This window comes from Arthrobacter sp. THG-b23, from assembly GCF_059091265.1.
Genome location: NZ_JBNHGM010000007.1, coordinates 144,212 through 165,494, shown reverse-complemented (window position 1 = coordinate 165,494; position 21,283 = coordinate 144,212). Strand labels below are relative to the sequence as shown.

20 protein-coding genes and 1 pseudogene are annotated in these 21,283 nt (G+C 67.6%); all 21 read right to left on the bottom strand.

The annotated features are described in order from the left end of the window. Position 1: 1 nt before the first annotated feature. Entirely contained in the window at positions 2-1,282 is a 1,281-nt protein-coding gene (gene murA / locus AC5RVD_RS13475; protein ID WP_494127185.1) for a UDP-N-acetylglucosamine 1-carboxyvinyltransferase, read from the bottom strand. 85 nt (positions 1,283-1,367) lie between these two features. Beyond that, positions 1,368-1,799 (bottom strand): DUF2550 domain-containing protein, encoded by a 432-nt coding sequence (locus AC5RVD_RS13470; protein ID WP_493989254.1) that lies wholly within the window; start codon positions 1,797-1,799, stop codon positions 1,368-1,370. A 6-nt stretch (positions 1,800-1,805) separates the two neighbouring features. Then, positions 1,806-2,102 (bottom strand): F0F1 ATP synthase subunit epsilon, encoded by a 297-nt coding sequence (locus tag AC5RVD_RS13465; protein WP_494113433.1) that lies wholly within the window; start codon positions 2,100-2,102, stop codon positions 1,806-1,808. Between the two features lie 5 nt (positions 2,103-2,107). Continuing rightward, a complete protein-coding gene (gene atpD / locus AC5RVD_RS13460) occupies positions 2,108-3,571 on the bottom strand; it encodes a F0F1 ATP synthase subunit beta (RefSeq protein WP_493979722.1) in 1,464 nt (487 codons plus the stop codon). Between the two features lie 58 nt (positions 3,572-3,629). Further along, positions 3,630-4,523 carry a F0F1 ATP synthase subunit gamma gene (locus AC5RVD_RS13455; RefSeq protein ID WP_494113432.1) on the bottom strand — a complete coding sequence of 298 codons (894 nt, stop codon included), beginning with the start codon at positions 4,521-4,523 and terminating at the stop codon, positions 3,630-3,632. A 70-nt stretch (positions 4,524-4,593) separates the two neighbouring features. Next, positions 4,594-6,231 carry a F0F1 ATP synthase subunit alpha gene (gene atpA, locus AC5RVD_RS13450; protein WP_494127184.1) on the bottom strand — a complete coding sequence of 546 codons (1,638 nt, stop codon included), beginning with the start codon at positions 6,229-6,231 and terminating at the stop codon, positions 4,594-4,596. A gap of 103 nt (positions 6,232-6,334) precedes the next feature. After that, complete coding sequence (locus AC5RVD_RS13445; protein ID WP_493979719.1) at positions 6,335-7,144, bottom strand: F0F1 ATP synthase subunit delta; 810 nt, start codon at positions 7,142-7,144, stop codon at positions 6,335-6,337. Then, positions 7,144-7,692 (bottom strand): F0F1 ATP synthase subunit B, encoded by a 549-nt coding sequence (locus AC5RVD_RS13440; RefSeq protein WP_493979718.1) that lies wholly within the window; start codon positions 7,690-7,692, stop codon positions 7,144-7,146. The genes AC5RVD_RS13445 and AC5RVD_RS13440 overlap by 1 nt, the downstream gene beginning before the upstream one ends. A gap of 48 nt (positions 7,693-7,740) precedes the next feature. Beyond that, positions 7,741-7,944 carry an ATP synthase F0 subunit C gene (gene atpE, locus AC5RVD_RS13435; RefSeq protein ID WP_074701684.1) on the bottom strand — a complete coding sequence of 68 codons (204 nt, stop codon included), beginning with the start codon at positions 7,942-7,944 and terminating at the stop codon, positions 7,741-7,743. A 65-nt stretch (positions 7,945-8,009) separates the two neighbouring features. After that, positions 8,010-8,816, bottom strand: a complete 807-nt coding sequence (gene atpB, locus AC5RVD_RS13430) for a F0F1 ATP synthase subunit A (RefSeq protein WP_494113431.1) — start codon at positions 8,814-8,816, stop codon at positions 8,010-8,012. Between the two features lie 86 nt (positions 8,817-8,902). Further along, positions 8,903-9,175: a hypothetical protein gene (locus AC5RVD_RS13425; RefSeq protein ID WP_494127183.1), complete on the bottom strand. Its 273-nt coding sequence runs from the start codon at positions 9,173-9,175 to the stop codon at positions 8,903-8,905. Next, entirely contained in the window at positions 9,165-9,680 is a 516-nt protein-coding gene (locus tag AC5RVD_RS13420; protein WP_494127182.1) for a Cg1360 family ATP-synthase-associated protein, read from the bottom strand. The genes AC5RVD_RS13425 and AC5RVD_RS13420 overlap by 11 nt, the downstream gene beginning before the upstream one ends. Positions 9,681-9,769: 89 nt before the next feature. After that, positions 9,770-10,783: an MraY family glycosyltransferase gene (locus AC5RVD_RS13415; protein WP_494127181.1), complete on the bottom strand. Its 1,014-nt coding sequence runs from the start codon at positions 10,781-10,783 to the stop codon at positions 9,770-9,772. Then, the gene (locus tag AC5RVD_RS13410; protein WP_494127180.1) at positions 10,780-12,678 is read right to left on the bottom strand and encodes a polysaccharide biosynthesis protein; all 1,899 of its coding nucleotides are present in this window, start codon (positions 12,676-12,678) and stop codon (positions 10,780-10,782) included. Before AC5RVD_RS13410 ends, AC5RVD_RS13415 begins: the two co-directional genes overlap by 4 nt. Positions 12,679-12,689: 11 nt before the next feature. Beyond that, a pseudogene (locus AC5RVD_RS13405) lies at positions 12,690-13,349 on the bottom strand (L-threonylcarbamoyladenylate synthase); the annotation flags it as partial. Between the two features lie 18 nt (positions 13,350-13,367). After that, positions 13,368-14,213 (bottom strand): peptide chain release factor N(5)-glutamine methyltransferase, encoded by an 846-nt coding sequence (gene prmC / locus AC5RVD_RS13400; protein ID WP_494127179.1) that lies wholly within the window; start codon positions 14,211-14,213, stop codon positions 13,368-13,370. A 6-nt stretch (positions 14,214-14,219) separates the two neighbouring features. Further along, positions 14,220-15,299 carry a peptide chain release factor 1 gene (gene prfA / locus AC5RVD_RS13395; protein WP_494113426.1) on the bottom strand — a complete coding sequence of 360 codons (1,080 nt, stop codon included), beginning with the start codon at positions 15,297-15,299 and terminating at the stop codon, positions 14,220-14,222. A 140-nt stretch (positions 15,300-15,439) separates the two neighbouring features. Next, positions 15,440-17,554, bottom strand: coding sequence for a transcription termination factor Rho (rho, locus tag AC5RVD_RS13390; protein ID WP_494127178.1), 2,115 nt, complete (start codon positions 17,552-17,554; stop codon positions 15,440-15,442). Positions 17,555-17,873: 319 nt separating this feature from the next. Further along, entirely contained in the window at positions 17,874-18,860 is a 987-nt protein-coding gene (thrB, locus tag AC5RVD_RS13385; protein WP_494127177.1) for a homoserine kinase, read from the bottom strand. Then, positions 18,853-19,953, bottom strand: a complete 1,101-nt coding sequence (thrC, locus tag AC5RVD_RS13380) for a threonine synthase (RefSeq protein WP_494113423.1) — start codon at positions 19,951-19,953, stop codon at positions 18,853-18,855. The genes thrB and thrC overlap by 8 nt, the downstream gene beginning before the upstream one ends. Then, the gene (locus AC5RVD_RS13375) at positions 19,954-21,279 is read right to left on the bottom strand and encodes a homoserine dehydrogenase (protein WP_494127199.1); all 1,326 of its coding nucleotides are present in this window, start codon (positions 21,277-21,279) and stop codon (positions 19,954-19,956) included. It abuts the gene before it with no gap. Between the last annotated feature and the right edge of the window lie 4 nt (positions 21,280-21,283).

Genomic DNA, 21,283 nt, shown 5'->3' with positions numbered 1-21,283 from the left:
GTCAGGCGGGCAGCTTCGGCGGTCCCAGCCGGACCACGTCTCCGCCCAGGGCGCGCAGGCGCTCGTCGAACCGCTCATATCCCCGGTCGATGTGCTCCACGCCGTGGATTTCGGTGGTGCCGTCGGCCACCAGCCCGGCGATGACCAGCGCGGCACCGGCGCGGATGTCGTTGGCCTCCACGGGGGCGCCGGAGAGCTGCGGTACCCCCTTGATCAGCGCGTGGTGCCCGTCCAGCCGCACCACCGCTCCCAGCCGGGCCAATTCGGAGGTGAAACCCCAGCGCGCCTCGAACACGTTTTCCGTCACCATCCCGTGCCCGTCCGCGACGGCATTCAGCGCGACGACGAACGGCTGCAGGTCCGTGGGGAATCCGGGGTACGGCAGCGTGGAGACGTTGATCGGCCGCGGCCGCTGCGGTCCTTCCACCGTGAAGCCGTCATCCCTGCTGGTGATCCGGCACCCGGCCTGTGCCAGCTTGTCCAGAACCACGGCCAGGTGGCCGGGATTGGACCTGGCCACGTCCACTGTCCCCCCGGTGATGGCAGCGGCGAAGGCCCAGGTCCCGGCGACGATCCGGTCCGGCACGGTGCTGTGGTGCACGGGGTGCAGGCTCTCCACGCCGGTGATGACCAGCGTGGGCGAGCCGATTCCTTCGATCCGGGCGCCCATCGAGACCAGCAGGTCGGCAATATCGGTGATCTCCGGTTCCCGCGCCGCGTTGTCGATCACCGTCACTCCCCGGGCCAGGGTCGCGGCCATCATCAGGTTTTCGGTGGCGCCGACCGATGGATACGGCAGGCGGTGATGGGTGCCGTGCAGCCCTTGCGGCGCCTTGGCCACCAGGTAGCCGTGGTCGATGCTGATGCGGGCGCCCATCTGTTCCAGCCCGGCCCGGTGCATGTCCAGGCCGCGGCTGCCGATGGCATCTCCCCCGGGCAGTGCCACTTCCGCCTGCCGGCAGCGTGCCACGAGCGGGCCGAGCACGGAAATGGATGCCCGCATGGCGCGGACCAGGTCGTAGTCGGCCTGGTGGGCCGGTGCGGCAGGGACGTCGATATGGACACTGGCGGCGTCGACGTCGTAATCCACCGCGCAGCCGAGCCGGCGCAGCAGTTCCGACATGATCCAGACGTCCTGGATGTCGGGCACATTCGTGATCGTGGAACGGCCCTCAGCCAGCAACACCGCGGCCATCAGCTTCAAGACGCTGTTCTTGGCGCCGGGAACCTCCACCCGCCCGTTGAGCGAGCTGGGCCCGTGCACCGCAATCACGTTCTCCATGAAAAACCATCCTAGGGTTGATGCACGGCTGTGCTGGTTAAAAGGCGGACGGCGCGGCCCCCGGGAGAGCCGCGCCGCACTGGTCTTAACGCCAGGTGCCGATGCCGATCACCGGTCCGGCTTCCAGCCAGGACGAGAGACCAGCGTAGACGTCGAAGGTCATTGCCATCGACAGATCCTGTTTTTCGTGCGTGAGCATCACGACGATCGCACCGGGCTGGATCTTGGCCCGCTCGGTTTCGGTCGGTTGCCGCCAGCCCTGCAGTTCCAGCGAACTGCGCCGGAACCGGTAGCGCGGCTTGGGACTCAACGACAGCAGGCGCAGCCATTCCAGATGCGTGTCCGTATAACGACAAACCCCCATCTGCCAGCTGCCGGGCAGCATGGCGATGGAGGCGTCGAAGGTGCCCAGGGCGCGCCGCAGTTGGTAGCGGCGCACCCCGAAGGCGACCAGTGCCAACACCAGCAGCAGGAAGACTGCGGCCAGTATGGCGAACGTGACGTCGAGACCGTTCACCGGCGGCTAGCGGGTTCCCGCCGTAGCCCCGTCGCCAATCGTCGCATTGTCTGCGACGATGACGACCCGGTTGCTGTCGACGGAGAAGAACCCGCCGTCGACATTCACGTTGATGCGCTCACCGGAGACCGGCTCGATGGCCAGCTCGCCGGCGGCCAGGACTGCCAGCACCGGGCTGTGCCCGGGCAGGATCCCGATCTCGCCGTCGCTGGTCCGCGCCCTGACCATTGTTGCCGGACCGGACCACACGAAGTGGTCCGCGGCAACAATTTCAACTTCCAGTTCAGCAGAAATGTTAGCCACAGGCCTTACTTCCCGGTCTGTTCCTGGATCTTGGCCCACTGGCGCTCCACGTCGTCCAGGCCGCCCACGTTGAAGAAGGCCTGCTCGGCGATGTGGTCGAGCTCGCCGTCGCAGATGGCCCGGAAGCCTTCCACGGTGTCCTTGATGGAGACCGTGGAACCCTCGACGCCGGTGAACTGCTTGGCGGTGTAGGTGTTCTGCGACAGGAACTGCTGGATGCGGCGGGCACGGGCGACGACGATCTTGTCCTCTTCGCCCAGTTCGTCAATGCCGAGGATGGCAATGATGTCCTGCAGTTCCTTGTTCTTCTGCAGGATCTGCTTCACGCGGACCGCGGTGTTGTAGTGGTCCTGCCCGATGTACTGCGGATCCAGGATGCGCGAGGTCGAGGTCAGCGGGTCCACAGCCGGGTACAGGCCACGGGAGGCGATTTCACGGGACAGTTCCGTGGTCGCGTCCAAGTGGGCGAAGGTCGTCGCCGGAGCCGGGTCGGTGTAGTCATCCGCGGGGACGTAGATCGCCTGCATCGAGGTGATCGAGTGGCCCTTGGTGGAGGTGATGCGTTCCTGCAGCACGCCCATCTCGTCGGCCAGGTTCGGCTGGTAGCCCACGGCCGAGGGCATGCGGCCCAGCAGAGTGGAAACCTCGGAACCGGCCTGCGTGAAGCGGAAGATGTTGTCGATGAACAGCAGCACGTCCTGCTTCTGCACATCGCGGAAGTACTCCGCCATGGTCAGGGCGGACAGGGCCACGCGCAGTCGCGTTCCCGGCGGCTCGTCCATCTGGCCGAACACCAGGGCGGTGTCCTTGAGCACGCCGGCTTCTTCCATTTCCACCCAGAGGTCGTTGCCCTCGCGGGTACGCTCGCCGACGCCGGCGAACACCGAAGTACCGCCGAAGTTGCGGGCCACACGGGTGATCATTTCCTGGATCAGCACGGTCTTGCCCACGCCGGCGCCGCCGAAGAGGCCGATCTTGCCGCCCTTGATGTACGGGGTCAGCAGGTCGATCACCTTGATGCCGGTCTCCAGCATCTCGGTGGAGCCTTCCAGCTCGGCGAAGTTCGGTGCCTTGCGGTGGATCGGCCAGCGCTCGGTGATTTCCAGCTGGGATGCTTCGACGTCCAGCGGCTCGCCCAGGACGTTGAAGATGTGGCCCTTGACGCCGTCGCCCACGGGCACGGTGATCGGGGAGCCAAGGTCCTGGACCGTGGTGCCGCGGACCAGGCCGTCGGTGGCCTGCAGCGAGATCGCGCGGACCAGGTTGTCGCCCAGGTGCTGCGAGGTCTCGAAGGTAATGGTGCGGGTCTCGCCGTTGAGGGTGACCTCAGCGGTGAGGGCGTTGTACATTGCGGGGATTGCGTCCGCCGGAAATTCGACGTCGACAACCGGGCCGATGACACGGGCGATACGGCCGGTAGCGCCCGTAGCGACGGAACCGGTTCCGTGCTCGATGGTTTGGGCAGTCATCTTTCTCACTTCTCAGTTTCGATGGCGTGGTTATGTGTGCTGTTGCTGCAGGGACTTCTCAGGACGCCGCCAGGGCGTCCGCGCCACCGACAATCTCGGTGAGTTCCTGCGTAATCTCTGCCTGGCGCGCGTTGTTGCGCAGCCGGGTGTACTTCTCGATCAGGTCCGTGGCATTGTCGCTGGCCGACTTCATGGCGCGCTGGCGTGCCGCCAGCTCGCTGGCAGCGGCCTGGAGCAGGGCGGCAAAGATGCGCGATTCGATGTAGCGCGGCAGCAGTGCGTCCAGGACCTGCTCGGGCTCCGGCTCGTACTCGTACAGCGGCAGCAGATCGGTCTCTGCGGTGGCCTCTTCTTCCACGACTTCCAGCGGCAGCAGTCGGATGACCGCAGGCTCCTGGGTAACCATGGACTTGAAGCGGGTGTAGACGATATGGAGCTCGTCTACGCCACCTTCCTCGTACGCCGTATTGAAGTCGGAGAGCAGTGCCTCGCCGATCTCGCGGGCGGTCGCGAACTCCGGAGCGTCCGTCCCGCCCGTCCAGACCTCCTGGTACTCAATGTTCCGGAAGTCGAAGTAGGCCTGTGCCTTGCGGCCGACCAGGTAGTGGCGGACTTCCTTGCCCTCTCCATGAAGCAGCTCGGTCAGGGACTGGGCCTGCTTCAGCACCGAAGCGGAGTACGATCCAGCCAGACCGCGGTCGGAGGTCAGCACGAGCACGGCGGCCCTGCGGATCTGCTCCGGCTCGGTGGTCAGCGGATGGTCGATCTCGGACTGCGAGGCCACGGCAGAAACGGCACGGGTGATCGCATTGGCGTACGGCAACGAGGCCGCGACGCGGCTGCGGGCCTTGCCAATGCGTGAGGCGGCGATCAGCTCCATCGCCTTGAAGATCTTCCGCAGCGACGAAGTCGATGCGATCTTCTGGCGGTAGACCCGAATCTGGGCTCCCATACTCTTCCTTTCCTCGTCCTCGGCGGCCGGACGGAACCGTTAGTGGTTCCGCCCGGCCAACGAAGATGAATTAGCGCTTCTGCTTGACGATCTGTTCCTGGGCGACTTCGTCTTCGGCCAGGGGGTCGTACTCTTCGTGGCCGGCGCCAACCAAGCGGCTGTCGCCCTCCCCGAAGAAGCCCTGCTTGAAGTCCACGATCTGCGACTTCAACTCGTCCACGGTGGAATCCTCGAGCAGATTCGTCTGGGCGATCGTCGTCAGCACCGAGCTGCGGTGCCGCAGGTGCGAGAGGAACTCGGTCTCGAAACGGGTGACGTCCTCGACCGGAACATCGTCCAGGTAGCCGTTGGTGCCGGCCCAGATGGACACAACCTGGTTTTCCACGGGGTAAGGCGTGTACTGGCCCTGCTTCAGCAGCTCCATGAGGCGGGCACCGCGGGTCAGCTGCTGGCGCGACGCCGCATCTAGGTCCGAGGCGAACATGGCGAACGCCTGCATGTCCCGGTACTGGGCCAGGTCCAGCTTCAGCGTGCCGGAGACCTTCTTCATGGCCTTGACCTGTGCCGCACCGCCCACGCGGGAGACGGACACGCCGACGTCCACGGCGGGACGCTGGTTGGCGTTGAACAGGTCGGACTGCAGGAAGATCTGGCCGTCCGTGATGGAGATGACGTTGGTCGGGATGTAGGCCGAGACGTCGTTCGCCTTGGTCTCGATGATCGGCAGGCCGGTCATCGAACCCGCGCCCAGCTCATCGGAGAGCTTGGCGCAACGCTCCAGCAGGCGGGAGTGCAGGTAGAACACGTCGCCCGGGTAGGCTTCGCGTCCCGGCGGGCGGCGCAGCAGCAGCGACACGGCGCGGTAGGCTTCGGCCTGCTTGGAGAGATCATCAAAGATGATCAGCACGTGCTTGCCGGAGTACATCCAGTGCTGGCCGATGGCCGAACCGGCGTAGGGCGCCAGGTACTTGAAGCCGGCGGGATCGGAGGCCGGGGACGCCACGATGGTGGTGTACTCCAGCGCACCCTTGTCCTCCAGGGTCTGGCGGACGGCAGCGATGGTCGATGCCTTCTGGCCGATCGCCACGTAGATGCAGCGGACCTGCCGGTTGACGTCGCCGGACTCCCAGTTGTCCTTCTGGTTCAAGATGGCGTCGACGGCGATGGCGGTCTTGCCGGTCTGGCGGTCGCCAATGATCAGCTGGCGCTGTCCGCGGCCGATCGGGATCATCGCGTCGATGGCCTTCATGCCGGTCTGCAGCGGCTCGTGCACGGACTTGCGCTGGGTAACGCCCGGGGCCTGCAGCTCCAGTGCGCGGCGCTCGTGCGATTCGATCGGGCCCTTGTCGTCGATGGGAAGGCCCAGCGGGTCCACGACACGGCCGAGGAAGGCATCGCCGACCGGTACGGACAGGATCTCACCGGTGCGGTGAACTTCCATGCCTTCTTCGATGCCGGTGAATTCACCGAGGATTACCACGCCGATTTCGCGGGTGTCGAGGTTCTGGGCCAGGCCCAGGACGCCGTTCTCGAAACGCAGCAGTTCGTTCGCCATGGCCGAGGGAAGACCCTCGACACGGGCGATGCCATCGCTGGCGGTGGTCACGTGGCCGACTTCGACCCGCTCGGCGCTTCCGGGTTCATAGGACGCCGCGAACTCGTTCAGCGCATTGCGGACGTCGTCGGCGTTGATGGTCAATTCGGCCATCTGCAGTCCCTGCTCTCCTGTGTTTATGATCATCGCGTGGTGCGCGACGACCGGTGTGTTTTTCAGTCTGTGTAAGGCTTCCGGCCCAGTCTCCGTGAGGAGACTAAACCGCGAGACTCCGGCGGAGCTCGGCCAGGCGGGAGATCACGGACGCATCCACGACCTCATCCCCGACCATGACCCGCACTCCGCCAACCAGCCGTGGATCTACGTTGAAGTGGATCCGCAGCTCCCGGCCGTACAACCGGTTGAGCCCAGCCTGCAGGCGGCTCATCTGTTCGCTGGTCAGCGGACGGGTAACGCTGACCTCCGCGATCCAACGCTGCTGGCGCTTGGCCACCAACTGGATGAACCGCTCTACCAGGGCCGTGGGCTTGATGCCGCGCGGGGCGGTCACCGCCTGCCGGATCAGCAGCTGTGCCACGGGACCCGCGGCCGGCACCAGCTTCAGTGCCAGCGCCGATTTGGCTTCGTCCGAAGCCTGGGGTTCAAGCAGGGCACGCTGCAGGTCGTGGTCCGACCCGACAATGCGGTTGAACGCGAACAGGTCCCTCTCCAGACCTTCGAGTCCGTCAACACCCTGGCCCTCTGCAACGGCGACAGCCGTGGTGGCCGCCAAGGTCTCCAAGGCGTCCCCGATGTCGCGCGCAGAGGCCCAACGCGCGGCAGCCAACGAGGTGGCGATGGCCCGGGCATCAGCCGAGACCTTCCCCTCGAGGAGGCGGCCGAACATGTCGGCCTTCTCCGTGCTGTCGCGCGCCGGATCGGTCAGGGCACGGCGCAGACCGGCATTGCTGTCCAGCAGGCCCAGGATCCCAAAGAGTTCCTCTGCCAGGGACAGCGAAGCGGTGGGAAGCTTAGCCTCCAGTTCCTGCTGTGCCGCTTTCAGTGACTCGCTCGATACACCGGCCATTATTTAGCAGCACCTGCACTCTGAGACTCAAGGTCGGCGAGGAAGCGGTCCACGACGCGGGCAGCGCGTGCGTCGTCGTTCAGCGACTCGCCGACAATCCTGCCGGCCAGTTCGGTGGCCAGGGTGCCGACTTCGCTGCGCAGCGATGTCACGGCTGCCTGACGCTCTGCGTCAATCTGGACCTGGGCCTGCTCGCTGATGCGTGCAGCCTCTGCCTGGGCCTTTTCCTTCAGCTCCGCCAGGATCTGGGCACCTTCGGCGCGGGCGTCCTCGCGGATGCGGTTGGCTTCCGCGCGGGCGTCCATCAGCTGCTGCTTGTACTCGTCCAACGCAGCGCTGGCTTCAGCCTGGGCGGCCTCCGCCTTGGCGATCCCGCCCTCGATGGCTTCGGTGCGCTCCGCATACGTCTTCTCGAACGCCGGAACGACGAACTTGGCGACGATGTACATGAGAATCGCGAAGCCGATCAGCGTGACGACGATTTCCCAGATGTTAGGGATCAGAGGGTTGGCACCCTCCGCGGCGGCGAGGATCATTGCCTGATTCATATCTCACCCGTCCTATCTACTCGGTGTGGATGGTCCGCGTTGCCCTGGTTAGAGGACGAACGCGAACACCAGACCAAGAATGGCCAAAGCTTCAGTCAGCGCGAGACCCAGGAATGCGATCGGCTGCAGCACGCGCTGTGCCTCCGGCTGACGGGCAACGCCGTTGATGTAAGCAGCGAACACGAGGCCCACACCGATGGCACCGCCGATAGCGGAGAGACCGTAACCGACGAGGTTGATATTGCCTTCCATTATTTTCCTTTCAAGATGCCCACGCGGGCAGGTTGTTGGTTCAGGTTCTTCCCCAGCGGGGAAATCTAGTGTTCCTCGGCCAGGGAGCCTTGGATGTAGATCGCGGTCAGCAGGACGAACACGTACGCCTGCAGGACCTGGATCAGGATTTCGAAGAAGTACATGCCCACGCCGCCGGCGAGGGTCAGGATGCCCAGCGGCTTGAGCCAGAAGTCGGCATCCATGATCAGGAATTCGGATCCGGCGGCGGCCAGCATGATGATCAGGTGGCCGGCCAGCATGGTGGCGAACAGACGCAGGCTGTGCGTGACCGGGCGGACCAGGAAGGTGGAGATGATCTCAATGAGGACGACCAGCGGGAGGATCGCCTTCGGCACGCCGGACGGAACGACGGCGAGCTTGAAGTAGGCGATGCCGTGCTTCTTGATGCCCAGCGCGATCCAGGTGATATAGACGACGCCGGCCAAGGCGTAGGCCGTGCCCACGTGGGACGGGGTCGGCAGCTGCAGCAGCGGGATGGAGCCGAAGAGGTTGTTCACCAGGATGAAGAAGAACAGTGCCATCAGCAGCGGGACGAACGGCTTGAAATCGCGCTCACCGATGATGTCCTTGCCCACTGAGTTGCGGACAAAGTTGTAGCTCATCTCGCCCAGGTGCTGCAGCTTGCCGGGGACAAGCTGGCGGCGGCGGGAGGCCGCCACAAAGAACCAGGAAATCAGTGCAACGGACAACAGGACCAGCAGCATCTGCTTGCCGAAACCCTCACCGTACGGGGCCATCCACGGGAGAACCTCCGGTAGATGCATATCTTCGAGGCTCGGTGGGACGAAGCCACCTTCATCAGCGGCCGCCGGAAGCGCAAGCGCGATCAACGCGTTTCCTCTCTGCAGTGTCCATCTTTGGGCGTTTCAGGGTGGGTCGCCATCGAGGCAGGCCACCATATGAAGTTTTCTGACATTTAGGTGTGGTCCCCCGCGCCGTCCTCATGGCGGCGCCGGGCGCCGCGCGTGAGGTTGTGTTTGCGGGCCAGATAATATCCGCCTCCAGCGCCCAGAACGGCACCGGCGAAAATCAGCCAGCGGGTATCCAACAGAAAGTCCAAACCCCAGCCTATCAAACCCCAGGCGATGATCCCGCCAAGGATATAGGTGAGGACGGTGTTGCCGCCCTGGTAGGTGGAGTCGTCGCCGGAACCGCTCCGCGCGGGGCCGGAAGTGCCTTTAGCTGCCATGTCCGGTCTCCCCTTTCGTGTGCGGCCGGCTGTCTGCCGGGTCCGGTTCGGGATCGGCGTACAACTGGTGGCGGGTCCGCGAGAAGGCGAACACTTCTGCCGCCTGCCAGACCACCACGGTGGCCACCGCCGCCACGAAGAACCAGGTCCGCTCGAGCCACATCGGGGTGCCGATGAGGAAGAGCGCGGCCCCAAAACCCACCACTTTGATGATGTAGGTGGCAATGAAGGCGCCGATGGCGCCGGAAGGATTCGACCGTCCCACAAAATGGCCCACCAGCAGGCTGATGGCGAAGAACAGCACCACCAGCGCCGCGCCGAGCAGGGCACTCAGCGCACCGGCCGCACCCGCGGCCAGCGTCGATATCACGATGATCAGCACGGCGGTTGCGCCGCCGGCGACCAGGGCGGACCGCAGGATCTTCAACCACGGCGACCGCGTGGGACCGGATGCAGCGACAGCTGCGCCAGCGGCGGGGTAGCCGTCGTGGCGGGAAGCGCGCATTGGAAGTCCGTTTTCGATCGCTGTGGGGGCCGGAACGGCCGGGTTTATTCTACATGAGATAGAACTTGCCGACGAGTCGGGCCCGGCTGTTACGCCGGCGGTCTTGCGGCGTTTGAAGAGCGGCGGCTGAAGAGCACCGGCGCGCGCAGGTAGAAAACGACGACGACGGCGCACGCGGCGATGGCTGCCGCCTTGCCCGCGAGGCCCGATTCGGCCGCCAGGTAACCGCAGAAGCCGGTCAGCAACGAACAGCCGGTGACCAGCAGCGCCGACTGCACGTGGCTGAAGCCCACGTCCGTCAGCCGCTGGTAGGCGTGCTGGCGGTGGGGCGCGTACCACCGCTCCCCCGCGCTGATCCGGCGCAGCAGCGTGGCGAGGGTGTCGGCCAGGTAGATGGCCACCGGTCCCAGCAGGTACTCCGCTGGCACGCCGTCCAAAAAGGCGCTGATGCCCAGCATGGTCAGGCTCGCCCCCAGCAGGTAGCTGCCGACGTCGCCCAGAAAGACGTTCCCGCGGCCCAGGTTCCACGGCAGGAACGCCACAAACGCGGCCGCCACCACGGTCCCGCCGACCACGAGCCAGCCGTGGCCGGTGACGGCCCCGGTAGCGGCGAACATCAATCCGACGGCCAGGCCGTGCAACCCGGAAATCCCGTTGATGCCGTCCATGAAGTTGGCGATGTTGATATAGGCCGCCAGGGCCAGGGCGCCCAGCGGCAGCCACCACCAGGTCTGGCCGGTGAGTCCAATGGCCAGCGCGGTGCCGCCGGCTCCGATGCCCAGTTGCAGCGCGGCCCGTCCGCGGATGGACAGTCCCCGGAAGTCTTCGATCCAGCCCAACAGCGCGGCGGCGGCGGACACCCCGGCGACCGCGAGCAGCAGCGTCGGCGCGTCGGCGGCACCCCCGAGCGCCGCGATCAGCAGCCCGGCCAGCAGCCCGGCCGCCACGGTGATGCCCACGCCGCGGACGACGACGCGGGTGTGCGAGGACCGCTCGTTCGGCACGTCGAGTACGCCGAGCCGCTCGAGCATCGGGATCAGCGCGAACGGCAGCAACAGGCTGAGCAGAAGGGCCGCGGCAACGGCCACCACGGCTGCGGTCACGACGCCCGCTCCCGCCCGTCGGCCTTGAGTCCGGCCTCGAGTCCGGCCTCGAGTTCGTCATCGGCGGCCGCTGCCGCCGGGACCACATCCATCGCGCCCGTCGAGGCCGCGACCAGGTCCTGCCGGCTCTTCCACTCGTCCAGGCTCATCCGGTCCGGGTCCAGCCCCTCGATGGAGGCGTGCGAGATTTTGGGGTGCAGCGGCCGGGAATCGCTTTCGCCCTCCCCGATCAAGTCCTCGTGCAGCTTCTCGCCGGGGCGCAGGCCGGTGAAGACAATTTCCACGTCCTTGCCCGACATCGCGATCATCCGCTCGGCGACGTCCAGGATCTTCACCGGTTCGCCCATGTCGAGGATCAGCACTTCCCCGCCGCTGCCAATGGCGCCGGCCTGGATCACCAGCTGGCAGGCTTCCGGAATCGTCATGAAGAACCTCGTGGCCGCGGCGTCGGTGACCGTGACCGGACCGCCCTTGCGGATCTGCTCGCTGAACAGCGGCAGCACCGAACCGCGGCTGCCCAGCACGTTGCCGAACCGGACGGAGACATACTTCTGCCCGGTTTCCTGCGCCACCCAGGCCGTCAGCTTTTCCGCCACGCGCTTGGAATGGCCCAGCACGGTGGTGGGGTTGGCGGCCTTGTCGGTGGAGATGTTGACGAAGGTCGCCACGTGCGCGGCGCGGGCGGCGCGCAGCACGTTCAGCGAACCGAGCACGTTGGTCTTCCAGGCCTCCTCCGGATACTGCTCCAGCAACGACACGTGCTTGAGCGCCGCGGCGTGGAACACCACTTCCGGCCTGCGGTCCAGGAAGATGGCCTCGAGGGCGGCGGGGTCGCGGATGTCGGCCAGCACGGTGTCCCTGCCCGTGAGCAGGCCCTTGCCGGTGATCGAGATCTGCGTGCCCTGCAGCCCGGTCTCGTCGCGGTCCAGCATGATCAGCTCGGCCGGCTGGAACGCGTGGATCTGGCGGCACAGCTCGGAACCGATGGACCCGCCGGCGCCCGTGACGAGCACCCGCTTGCCGGTGACGTAGTGGGCGATCTCTTCGACGTGGATGTCCACCGGCTGCCGCCCGATGAGGTCCTCGATGTCCACCTCGCGGAAGGAGAAGTCCTGCCGTCCGGTGAGCATCTCCTTCAGCGGCGGTACCACCAGCACCCGCATGTTCCGGCCCGCGATGCTGTCGGAGATCTGCCGCATCCGCGCGGAGTCGATGTCCGCGATCGCCACCAGCAGCACGGTCGCCCCGGTGCGGTGCGCGATCTCCGGCAGGTCCTCCATCCGGCCCAGGACCGGCACGGAGGCGATGCGCAGGTGCTTCTTGGCCGGATCGTCGTCGATCAGCCCCACCGGCAGCCACGGCGAGGCCGGGTCGTTGCTCATCCGGGTCACGATGTTGTTGCCGACGAACCCGGCGCCGTAGATCAGCGTCCGCTCGGCCTCGTCGCCCGGCTTGGCTTTGCTTTCCACGTACATCCGCTTCAGGTAGCGGACGGCGGCCATGAACAGGCAGGCGAAGGGGAAGGCGATCAGGCCGGTGCCGCGCGCGATCCCCAGCGAGATGCCGAACAGCAGCAGTCCGACGCTCAGGATCAACGACACCGAGATGGTCACCATGACCAGCAGCTTGGCCTCGTGGAAGCTGCCGAAACTGTAGCGCCCCTTATAGAGCGCGAAGGCGGACCCGACGGCCATTTGGGCCGCGATGGCCACCGCGCAGAGCAGGACGATGCCCGGGACCTTGGTCAGGCTCAGCGTCATCTCGTAGCGCAGGAAGACGGCCAGGACGATGGCCAGGACCCAGGCCAGGGAGTCCAGCAGGATCTGCGACCAGAGCCACAGGGCACGGTCGCTGCTGGCGGTCTTGCCGCGGGGAAGAGCGGAATCGCGGCTCATGCCTCTGCCGTCTCCCCCAGGCCCAGGATACCCGGCACGACGGTTCGCAATGTCTCCAGGCTGATGGTGCCTTCGCGCACTACCCGCAGCGTGGCGGAGGTGCAGTCAACGATGGTGGAGGGCACCGCCGTCGTCCCCCCGACAGGCCGAAAGCCGTCTTCCAGGTAGACGTCCACGGACTCGGCCAACTGCTCCAGGGCCTGCGCGGCCGTCTGCGCCGACGGCTGGCCGGTGCGGTTCGCGGAGGAAACGGCCAGCGGCCCGGTGGCTGCCAGCAGTTCCAGCGCCAGTTCGTCGTTGGGCATGCGCAGGGCAACGGTGCCCTTGGTTTCGCCCAGGTCCCAGGTCAGCGACGGCTGCGCGCGGAAAATCAGGGTCAGCCCGCCGGGCCAGAAGGTGTCGGCGAGGGCCCGGGCCTCGTCACTCACGTCGGTGGCCAGCCCGTCCATGGTCTGCGGCCGCGGCACCAGCACCGGCGGGGGCATTTTGCGCCCGCGCCCCTTGGCGGCGAGCAGCGTGGCCACGGCCTGCGGCGAGAACGCGTCGGCGGCGATCCCGTAGACGGTATCGGTAGGCATGACAACACACTGCCGGTCGGCGATGGCGGCCTGTGCCGCCGCCAGTCCCTCGCTGCGGTCTGCGGCGTCGTCGCAGTTATACGTAGTGCTCACAGTCTCATTGTTCCATTCTCATAACCGTTGAGCCGACGTGGCCCGCTCGCGTCCGGTCAGATCGTACTGGGTGGCCACCTGCTGCCAGCATCCGGCCGAGCGCAGGAGGGACAGCACGGCGGCGGCCTGGACTTCGGCATGCTCCATGATGAAATGGCCGCCCGGCTTCAGCAGCCGCGCGGCCGAGGCCGCCGTGGCCGCCGGCAGTTCCATGCCGTCCGCTCCCCCGCCGTAGAGCGCCATCTGCGGGTCGTGGTCGGCCACCTCGGGCTCGCGCGGGACCGCTTCGGCGGGGATGTACGGCGGATTGGAGACTACGACGTCGAAGGTTCCGTCGTGCGCGGACAGCGCCGTGCGCAGGTCCTCCCGCAGGAGGGTAACGCCCAGCGGCGCCAGATTCCGTTCGGCCCAGGCGTGGGCCAGGGCACTCAGCTCCACCGCGTAGACGGTGGCCGTGGGAACTTCGCTCGCCACGGCGGCGGCGATCGCGCCGGAGCCGGTGCCCAGGTCCACCACTTTGGCCGCGGGCAAAGCCCGCGCGCGGTCGATCGCGTGCTGGGCGACGGTTTCGGTTTCCGGCCGCGGGACGAACACGCCCGGTCCCACCTGCAGTTCGACATGCCGGAAATAGGCCCGGCCCGTGATGTGCTGCAGCGGGATGCGGGTGGCCCGCTCGGCCACCAGGTCCTCGAGCCCGGGCGGAGCTTCCGCTCCCATCAGCGCCAGCGCGCGGACACGCCCCGGCGAAACCCCCAGCAGGTGGGCGGCGAGCAGTTCGGCGTCGACCCGCGGCGAGGGGACGCCGGCCTCGGCCAACCGCGCGGTGGCGGCGGACAAGGCGTCGGCCAGGTTCGTGGCGGGCACTGCTGGCTAGTTTTCCTCGCCGAGGGCGGCCAGCCGGTGTTCCTCGTCCATCTGGATGGCGGACTGGATCACCGGTTCCAACTCGCCGCTCATCACCGCGTCCAGGTTGTAGGCCTTGTAGCCGGTGCGGTGGTCCGCGATCCGGTTCTCCGGGAAGTTGTAGGTGCGGATGCGCTCGGAGCGGTCCATCGTGCGGATCTGCGACTTGCGGGTCTCGGAGTTCGCCGCGTCGATCTGCTCCTGCTGGTGGGCCAGCAGCCGCGCCCGGAGCACGCGCAGGGCGGCCTCACGGTTCTGCAGCTGGGACTTCTCGTTCTGCATGGCGACCACGATGCCGGTGGGCAGGTGGGTGATGCGCACCGCCGAGTCGGTGGTGTTCACGGACTGGCCGCCGGGCCCGGAGGATCGGTAGACATCGACCTTCAGGTCATTCGGGCTGAGGTCGATCTCTTCCGGCTCGTCCACTTCGGGAAGCACCAGGACGCCGGCGGCGGAGGTGTGGATGCGGCCCTGCGATTCGGTCACCGGAACACGCTGGACGCGGTGCACGCCGCCCTCGAACTTGAGCCGGGCCCACACGCCTTCGGCCGGGTCGTTGGAGCTGCCCTTGATGGCCATCTGCACGTCCTTGTAACCGCCCAGATCGGACTCGGTCGCGGAGATGATCTCGGTCTTCCAGCCGCGGGACTCGGCGTAGCGCATGTACATCCGGAGCAGGTCGCCGGCGAACAGGGCCGCCTCGTCGCCCCCTTCGCCGCCCTTGACCTCGATGATCACGTTGCGGGCGTCGTCCGGATCGCGCGGGATCAGCAGGCGGCGGAGCCGTTCCTGGGCGATTTCGAGTTCGGCTTCGAGCCCGGGCACCTCGGCCGCCAGTTCGGGATCCTCGTCGGCGAGCTCGCGTGCCGCTTCGAGATCGTCCGAGAGGTGCGACCAGCGCTTGTGCGCTTCGACGATGCCGTTCAGCTCCGCTGACCGCCGCCCCAGCTTCCGCGCGCGCGCCTGGTCGGCATAGACGGCGGGGTCGCTCAATTCCTTCTGGAGCGCGGCGTGCTCGTCAAGAAGCCCCTGAACGGACTCAAACATCTTCAAACCTCTTTCGACTCACAACAAGTCTAGATAGCAATGGCGGGGGTGCGGGCGATGCGCCCTTAAACGACAAGCCGCCCAGCACACGCCGGCCCGCGCACAGAGGCGGGGCCGGCACATGTGGGCGGCTAGGGCAGCTACTTGTCGTTTTCGGACTTCGAGCCGAGCGTCGTCTTCTGGACCTGCATCAGGAACTCGACATTGGACTGCGTCTCCCGGATCTTGCCCGTGAGCAGTTCCAGCGCCTGCTGGGTGTCCAGTCCCGAAAGGACGCGGCGCAGGCGCCACATGATCTTGACCTCTTCGGGCGAGAGCAGGTTCTCCTCGCGCCGGGTGCCCGAGGCGTTGACGTCGACGGCCGGGAAGATGCGCTTGTCCGCCAGCGAGCGGGACAGGCGCAGTTCCATGTTGCCGGTGCCCTTGAACTCCTCGAAGATGACCTCGTCCATCTTGGACCCGGTCTCCACCAGCGCGGTGGCGAGGATGGTCAGGGAGCCGCCGTTTTCAATGTTCCGGGCGGCGCCAAAGAAGCGCTTCGGCGGGTACAGCGCCGAGGAGTCCACGCCGCCGGAGAGGATGCGGCCCGAGGCCGGGGCGGCCAGGTTGTAGGCGCGGCCCAGGCGGGTCATCGAGTCCAGCAGGACGACCACGTCCATGCCCATCTCCACCAGGCGCTTGGCGCGCTCGATGGCCAGTTCGGCCACGGTGGTGTGGTCATCGGCGGGACGGTCGAAGGTCGAGGCGATGACCTCGCCCTTGACCGTGCGCTGCATGTCGGTGACTTCTTCGGGCCGCTCATCGACCAGCACCATCATGAGGTGGACCTCGGGGTTGTTGGTGGTGATCGCGTTGGCGATGGACTGCAGGATCAACGTCTTGCCGGCCTTCGGCGGGGAGACGATCAGGCCGCGCTGGCCCTTGCCGATCGGAGCCACCAGGTCGATGACGCGGGGGCCGATCTTCTTCGGCTCGGTCTCCAGGCGCAGTCGCTCGGACGGGTACAGCGGAACCAGCTTGGTGAAGTCCACGCGGTCCTTGTTCTCCTCCACCGGCTTGCCGTTGACGGAGGTGAGCTTGACCAGCGCGTTGAACTTCTGCCGGCTGCTCTGGCCGCCGGAATCGCCGTCACGCGGTGCGCGGATGGCACCGACGACGGCGTCGCCCTTGCGCAGGTTGTGCTTCTTGACCTGGGCCAGCGAGACGTACACGTCGTTCGGTCCGGGCAGGTAGCCGGAGGTGCGCACGAAGGCGTAGTTCTCCAGCACGTCCAGGATGCCGGCGACGGGCAGCAGCACGTCGTCGTCGGAAATCTCGGTGTCGTCGACCTCCGGACCGCGGTCGCGGCCGCGGCGCCGCTCGTTGCGGTCGCGGTAGCGGGTGTTGTTGCTGTCGTTGTCGCGGCGGTTGCGGCGGTTGCGGTTGCGGCCGCGGCCGCCCTCGTCGCCGTCATCCTGGCGGGTGTCGCGGGTGTCGCGCTCCCGGGTGTCGCGGTTGTCACGGGTATCGCGGTTGTCCCGGGTGTCGCGGTCGGCTTCGTTGCGGTTGCGGTTGCGGTTGCGGCGATCCGACTGGCCGTCGCCGCGGCCGGCCTGCTGGCCGGAGCCGTCCTGGCCGTCCTTCTTCTCGTCCTGCCTGCCCTCGGCCGGCTTGCCCTCGGCGGCTTCCTGCGGGGCGTCGGCCTTGGTCTCGGGCGTGTCCTGCTGGCTCGACTCGGAACGGCGGTTGCGTCCGCGGCTGCGGCGCTCCGGGCGTCCTTCGCCGTCGGCCGGAGCGCTGTCCGCAGCGGGGGCCTGGGCGGGGGCCTGGGCCGGAGCTTCGGCGGGCGCTTCGGTGGCGGCGGCCGTTGCTTCCCCGTCGGCGGAAGCCACGGTGCCGTCGCTGCTGGCGCGGCGGTTGCGGTTGCGGGTGCGGCTGACCCGATCCGCCGCCTTGGTGAGGTCGCCACCGGGCGTGCCGCCGGTTGCGCCGTCGCCAGCCGGCCCGGCGGTCTGTTCCTTGGCCGCCGCCGGCGCTTCGGTGCGCACCGGCTGGTCGGCCTTCTTGGCCGTCCGGTCGGCCACGGAAGAGCCGCGCTGGTGGTCGGAAATCGCGGCGACCAGGTCGCCCTTGCGCATCCGCGAGCCGCCGGTGATGCCGAGCTGCCCCGCCAGCACCTGCAGTTGGGCCAGCTTCAGGCCGGCAAGGCCTGCACTCTTCGGTGCAGGAGAGTCTATTGTTTCCACACCTGCGGTCAGGTCAGTGGTTTCGGTCACGAAGGATCCTTCCCCCTCGTCGGGCGGTGTGCATATGAAGCGCACCGCGTTGTTTGCCACCCGGCCGATGCATGAGAAGCCCGGCTGGGTCCGGTATTGCCTGCGGCGTCATGCCGCAACAAGTCCGGGTGATCAGAGATGAAAACCTTGAAACAAGCCGTCCGGATGGAACGAGTGAGGTCCTGTCCGGCCGATGGCCGGCAGCAACGCCGTTGAGTGCCGCGGAAGGCTCCTGAAAGGCTGCACCTGGAACGGGGATCCTGCCCAAACGGCTACTCGGCTTGCTTGATCCGGAGCATCCGGCAGGTGTCCTCGCCGGTTAATCCCGGGGGTGCACTTCCACTTTAGCACCATCTGTGTCCACTGCCAGTTTCAGCACACGCCAGTTTCCCGGCATGTCGCTGCGTTCGAGGTGCGCGGCGATGGCCCGCTGGACCTGCGCCGCTTCGGCCTCGTCCGCGGCGAGTGTCATCACGGTGGGTCCGGCACCGGAGACGACGGCGGCGTGGCCCTGGCTGCGCAACGCCGCGATGAGCGCGGCGCTGGGTTCCATGGCCGGCGCCCGGTGCCGCTGGTGCAGCCAGTCTTCGGTTCCGGCCCTGAGCAGGGAAGGATCGCGGGTCAGCGCGTGGACCAGCAGCGCGGCGCGGCCGGAATTGGCGGCGGCAACTTGGTGCGGCACGGACTCGGGCAGCAGGTTGCGCGCCGTTTCCGTGGACAGCTCATAGGCCGGGATGGCCAGCACCGGAACGATGTCCGGGCAGATCGGCACGCACGTGCTGGAGAACACGCCGTCCTCTTCCCAGGAGATGGCCAGCTGTCCGCCCAGGGCCGGAGCCACGTTGTCGGGGTGGCCCTCCAGCGCCGAGCAAACCTGCAGGATTTTGTCCGCCCCCAGCCGTTCGCGCTCCGGGAGCAGGGCGTCGGCCAGCAGCACGGCGGACACGACGGCGGCGGCCGAGGAACCCATGCCGCGGCCGTGCGGAATGAGGTTCCGGGCCTGAAGACGCAGCCCGCTCGCGTCGTACCCCGCTTCACGCAGCGTGCTGCGCAGGGTGCGGATAATCAGGTGGCTTTCATCGGAGGGCAGGTTCGCCGCGCCCTCGCCGGTCACGGACGCGTGGAAGACGCCGTCGTCGGTCGATTCCACGGTGACCGTGTCAAAGTACGCCAGCGCCAGGCCCAGGCTGTCGAAGCCGGGGCCCAGGTTGGCGCTGGTGGCCGGCACCCGCACCGTGACGCGCTGTCCGGGCGCGATGCGGCCGGCCACCGCGGTGTCCTCCCCCGGCAAGGTGCTGCTACTCAAGACCAAGGGCGCTGGCCACGCTGACCACGTCGAAGTCCACCTTGACCGGCGCCACCTCGCTGCCGTCCTGGGTCTGCAGCGCCCACTGCGGGTCCTTCAGCCCGTGGCCGGTGACCGTGATGACGATGGTCTTGCCCGCAGGCACCTCGCCGGCCGCGTGCTTCTTGAGCACGCCGGCAACGCCCGCCGCAGAGCCCGGCTCCACGAAGACGCCTTCCCGGGAGGAGAGCCAGCGGTGCGCGGCCAGGATCTCGTCGTCGGTCACCGAGTCGATCAGCCCGCCGGACTCGTCGCGTGCGGCGACGGCGGTGTCCCAGGAGGCCGGATTGCCGATCCGGATGGCGGTGGCGATGGTTTCCGGTTCGGTCACCGGGTGTCCCAGCACCAGCGGCGCCGCGCCGGCGGCCTGGAAGCCCCACAGCGTGGGGGTCTTGGTGGCGACCGGCGGGAGCATGCCGGCAACGGCCGATTCGTACGGCGCCGCGTACTCCTGGTACCCCTTCCAGTACGCGGTGATGTTGCCCGCGTTGCCCACCGGCATCACGTGGATGTCCGGGGCGTCGCCCAGATAATCGACGGTCTCGAAGGCCGCCGTCTTCTGGCCCTGGATGCGTGCCGGGTTCACCGAGTTGACCAGGAACACCGGGTACGCCTCGGAGAGCTTGCGGGCCACCTCCAGGCAGTTGTCGAAGTTGCCGTTGATCTGGATGATCTCGGCGCCGTGCGCGATCGCCTGGCTCATCTTGCCCATGGCGATCTTGCCGGCCGGCACCAGCACCGCGCACTTCAGCCCGGCCTGGGTGGCATAGGCGGCAGCGGAGGCGGAGGTATTGCCGGTGGACGCGCAGACCACCGCCTTGGCGCCGGCCTCCACGGCCGCGGTGATGGCCATGGTCATGCCGCGGTCCTTGAAGGAGCCGGTGGGGTTCATCCCCTCCACCTTGAGGTAGACCTCGGAGCCGGTCAGTTCGGAGAGGGCCTTGGCCTGCACCAGCGGGGTGCCGCCTTCGCCGAGGGTGATGATCTCGGTCTGCTCCGTTACCGGCAGCCGGTCCGCGTATTCACGGATGACGCCGCGCCATTGGTGGGCCACTTAGATTCCTTCTACTCGCAGGACAGAGGTAACAGCGTTGACGATGTCGAGTCCGCGCACGGCTTCGACCGTTGCGGCCAGCGACGCCTCGGAGGCCCGGTGGGTGACGAAGCGCAGCTCGGCGGTCACCTGGCCGCCGTCGTGGGCGGCATCCAGGGGGCCTTCGGTGTGGATGGTCTGGCGCATGGTCTCGATGGAGACCCCGTGCTCGGCGAAGACGCCGGCAATCTGGGCCAGCACACCGGGCCGGTCGGCCACGTCCAGGCCGATGTAGTAGCTGGTCCTGACCGAGTCGAGCCCGACGGCGGGCAGGTCCACCGTCGCCGTCTCGGTCCGGCCCGGGCCGCCGCCGACTATGCGCCGGGCGGCACTGACCACGTCGCCGACCACGGCCGAGGCTGTCGGCGCACCGCCGGCACCCTGGCCGTAGAACATCAGTTCGCCGGCGTTTTCCGCTTCCACGAAGACGGCGTTGAACGCTCCGTGCACGGCGGCCAGCGGGTGTTGGCGCGGCAGCAGGGTCGGGTGGACGCGCACGGACACGCCCTCGCGGCCGTCGGCGCCGCGCAGCCGCTCGGCGATCGCCAGCAGCTTGATCACATAGCCGGCGTCCCGGGCCGCGGCGATGTCGTCGGCGGAGACGGAGCTGATGCCCTGGCACTGGACGTCGGCCAGGTCGACCGCGGTGTGGAAGGCCAGCCCGGCCAGGATGGCGCCCTTGGCGGCGGCGTCATGGCCTTCGATGTCGGCGGTGGGGTCGGCTTCGGCGTAGCCGAGCTCCTGCGCGGCGGCCAGCGCCTCGCCAAACTGGGCGCCGGTGGAATCCATCTGGTCCAGGATGTAGTTGGTGGTCCCGTTGACGATGCCCATCACCTTGGTGACGCGGTCCCCCGCCAGCGACTCGCGGATGGGCCGCAGGATCGGGATGGCCCCGGCCACGGCCGCCTCAAAGGAGAGCTCGACGCCGGCGTCGTCGGCCTGCGCGTACAGCTCCTGTCCGTCGGCGGCCAGCAGGGCCTTGTTGCCGGTGACGACGGCGGCCCCGTTGGCGATCGCGGTGCGGATGAGCGTCCGGGCCGGTTCCAGGCCGCCCAGCAGTTCGATCACGATGTCGGCATCCTTGACCAGCGTCGCGGCGTCGGTGGTGAACAGCTCGGCGGGCAGTTCCACCGCCCGTTTGGCCGCGGCATTGCGCACCGCGATGCCGGTCAGTTCCAGCCGCGCGCCGGTCCGTGCGGCGAGCACATCGGCGTCGTCAATCAGGATGCGGGCCACCTGGGCGCCGACGTTCCCGCATCCCAACAGTGCTACCTTCAGCGTTTTCATGCTG

Coding starts and splice junctions, on each gene's coding strand:
- atpD (WP_493979722.1), bottom strand. CDS start 3,571: ATGACTGCCCAAACCATCGAGCACGGAACCGGTTCCGTCGCTACGGGC.
- AC5RVD_RS13445 (WP_493979719.1), bottom strand. CDS start 7,144: ATGGCCGGTGTATCGAGCGAGTCACTGAAAGCGGCACAGCAGGAACTG.
- AC5RVD_RS13440 (WP_493979718.1), bottom strand. CDS start 7,692: ATGAATCAGGCAATGATCCTCGCCGCCGCGGAGGGTGCCAACCCTCTG.
- AC5RVD_RS13455 (WP_494113432.1), bottom strand. CDS start 4,523: ATGGGAGCCCAGATTCGGGTCTACCGCCAGAAGATCGCATCGACTTCG.
- murA (WP_494127185.1), bottom strand. CDS start 1,282: ATGGAGAACGTGATTGCGGTGCACGGGCCCAGCTCGCTCAACGGGCGG.
- prfA (WP_494113426.1), bottom strand. CDS start 15,299: ATGTTTGAGTCCGTTCAGGGGCTTCTTGACGAGCACGCCGCGCTCCAG.
- AC5RVD_RS13420 (WP_494127182.1), bottom strand. CDS start 9,680: ATGCGCGCTTCCCGCCACGACGGCTACCCCGCCGCTGGCGCAGCTGTC.
- AC5RVD_RS13410 (WP_494127180.1), bottom strand. CDS start 12,678: ATGAGCCGCGATTCCGCTCTTCCCCGCGGCAAGACCGCCAGCAGCGAC.
- AC5RVD_RS13425 (WP_494127183.1), bottom strand. CDS start 9,175: ATGGCAGCTAAAGGCACTTCCGGCCCCGCGCGGAGCGGTTCCGGCGAC.
- atpE (WP_074701684.1), bottom strand. CDS start 7,944: ATGGAAGGCAATATCAACCTCGTCGGTTACGGTCTCTCCGCTATCGGC.
- atpA (WP_494127184.1), bottom strand. CDS start 6,231: ATGGCCGAATTGACCATCAACGCCGACGACGTCCGCAATGCGCTGAAC.
- AC5RVD_RS13375 (WP_494127199.1), bottom strand. CDS start 21,279: ATGAAAACGCTGAAGGTAGCACTGTTGGGATGCGGGAACGTCGGCGCC.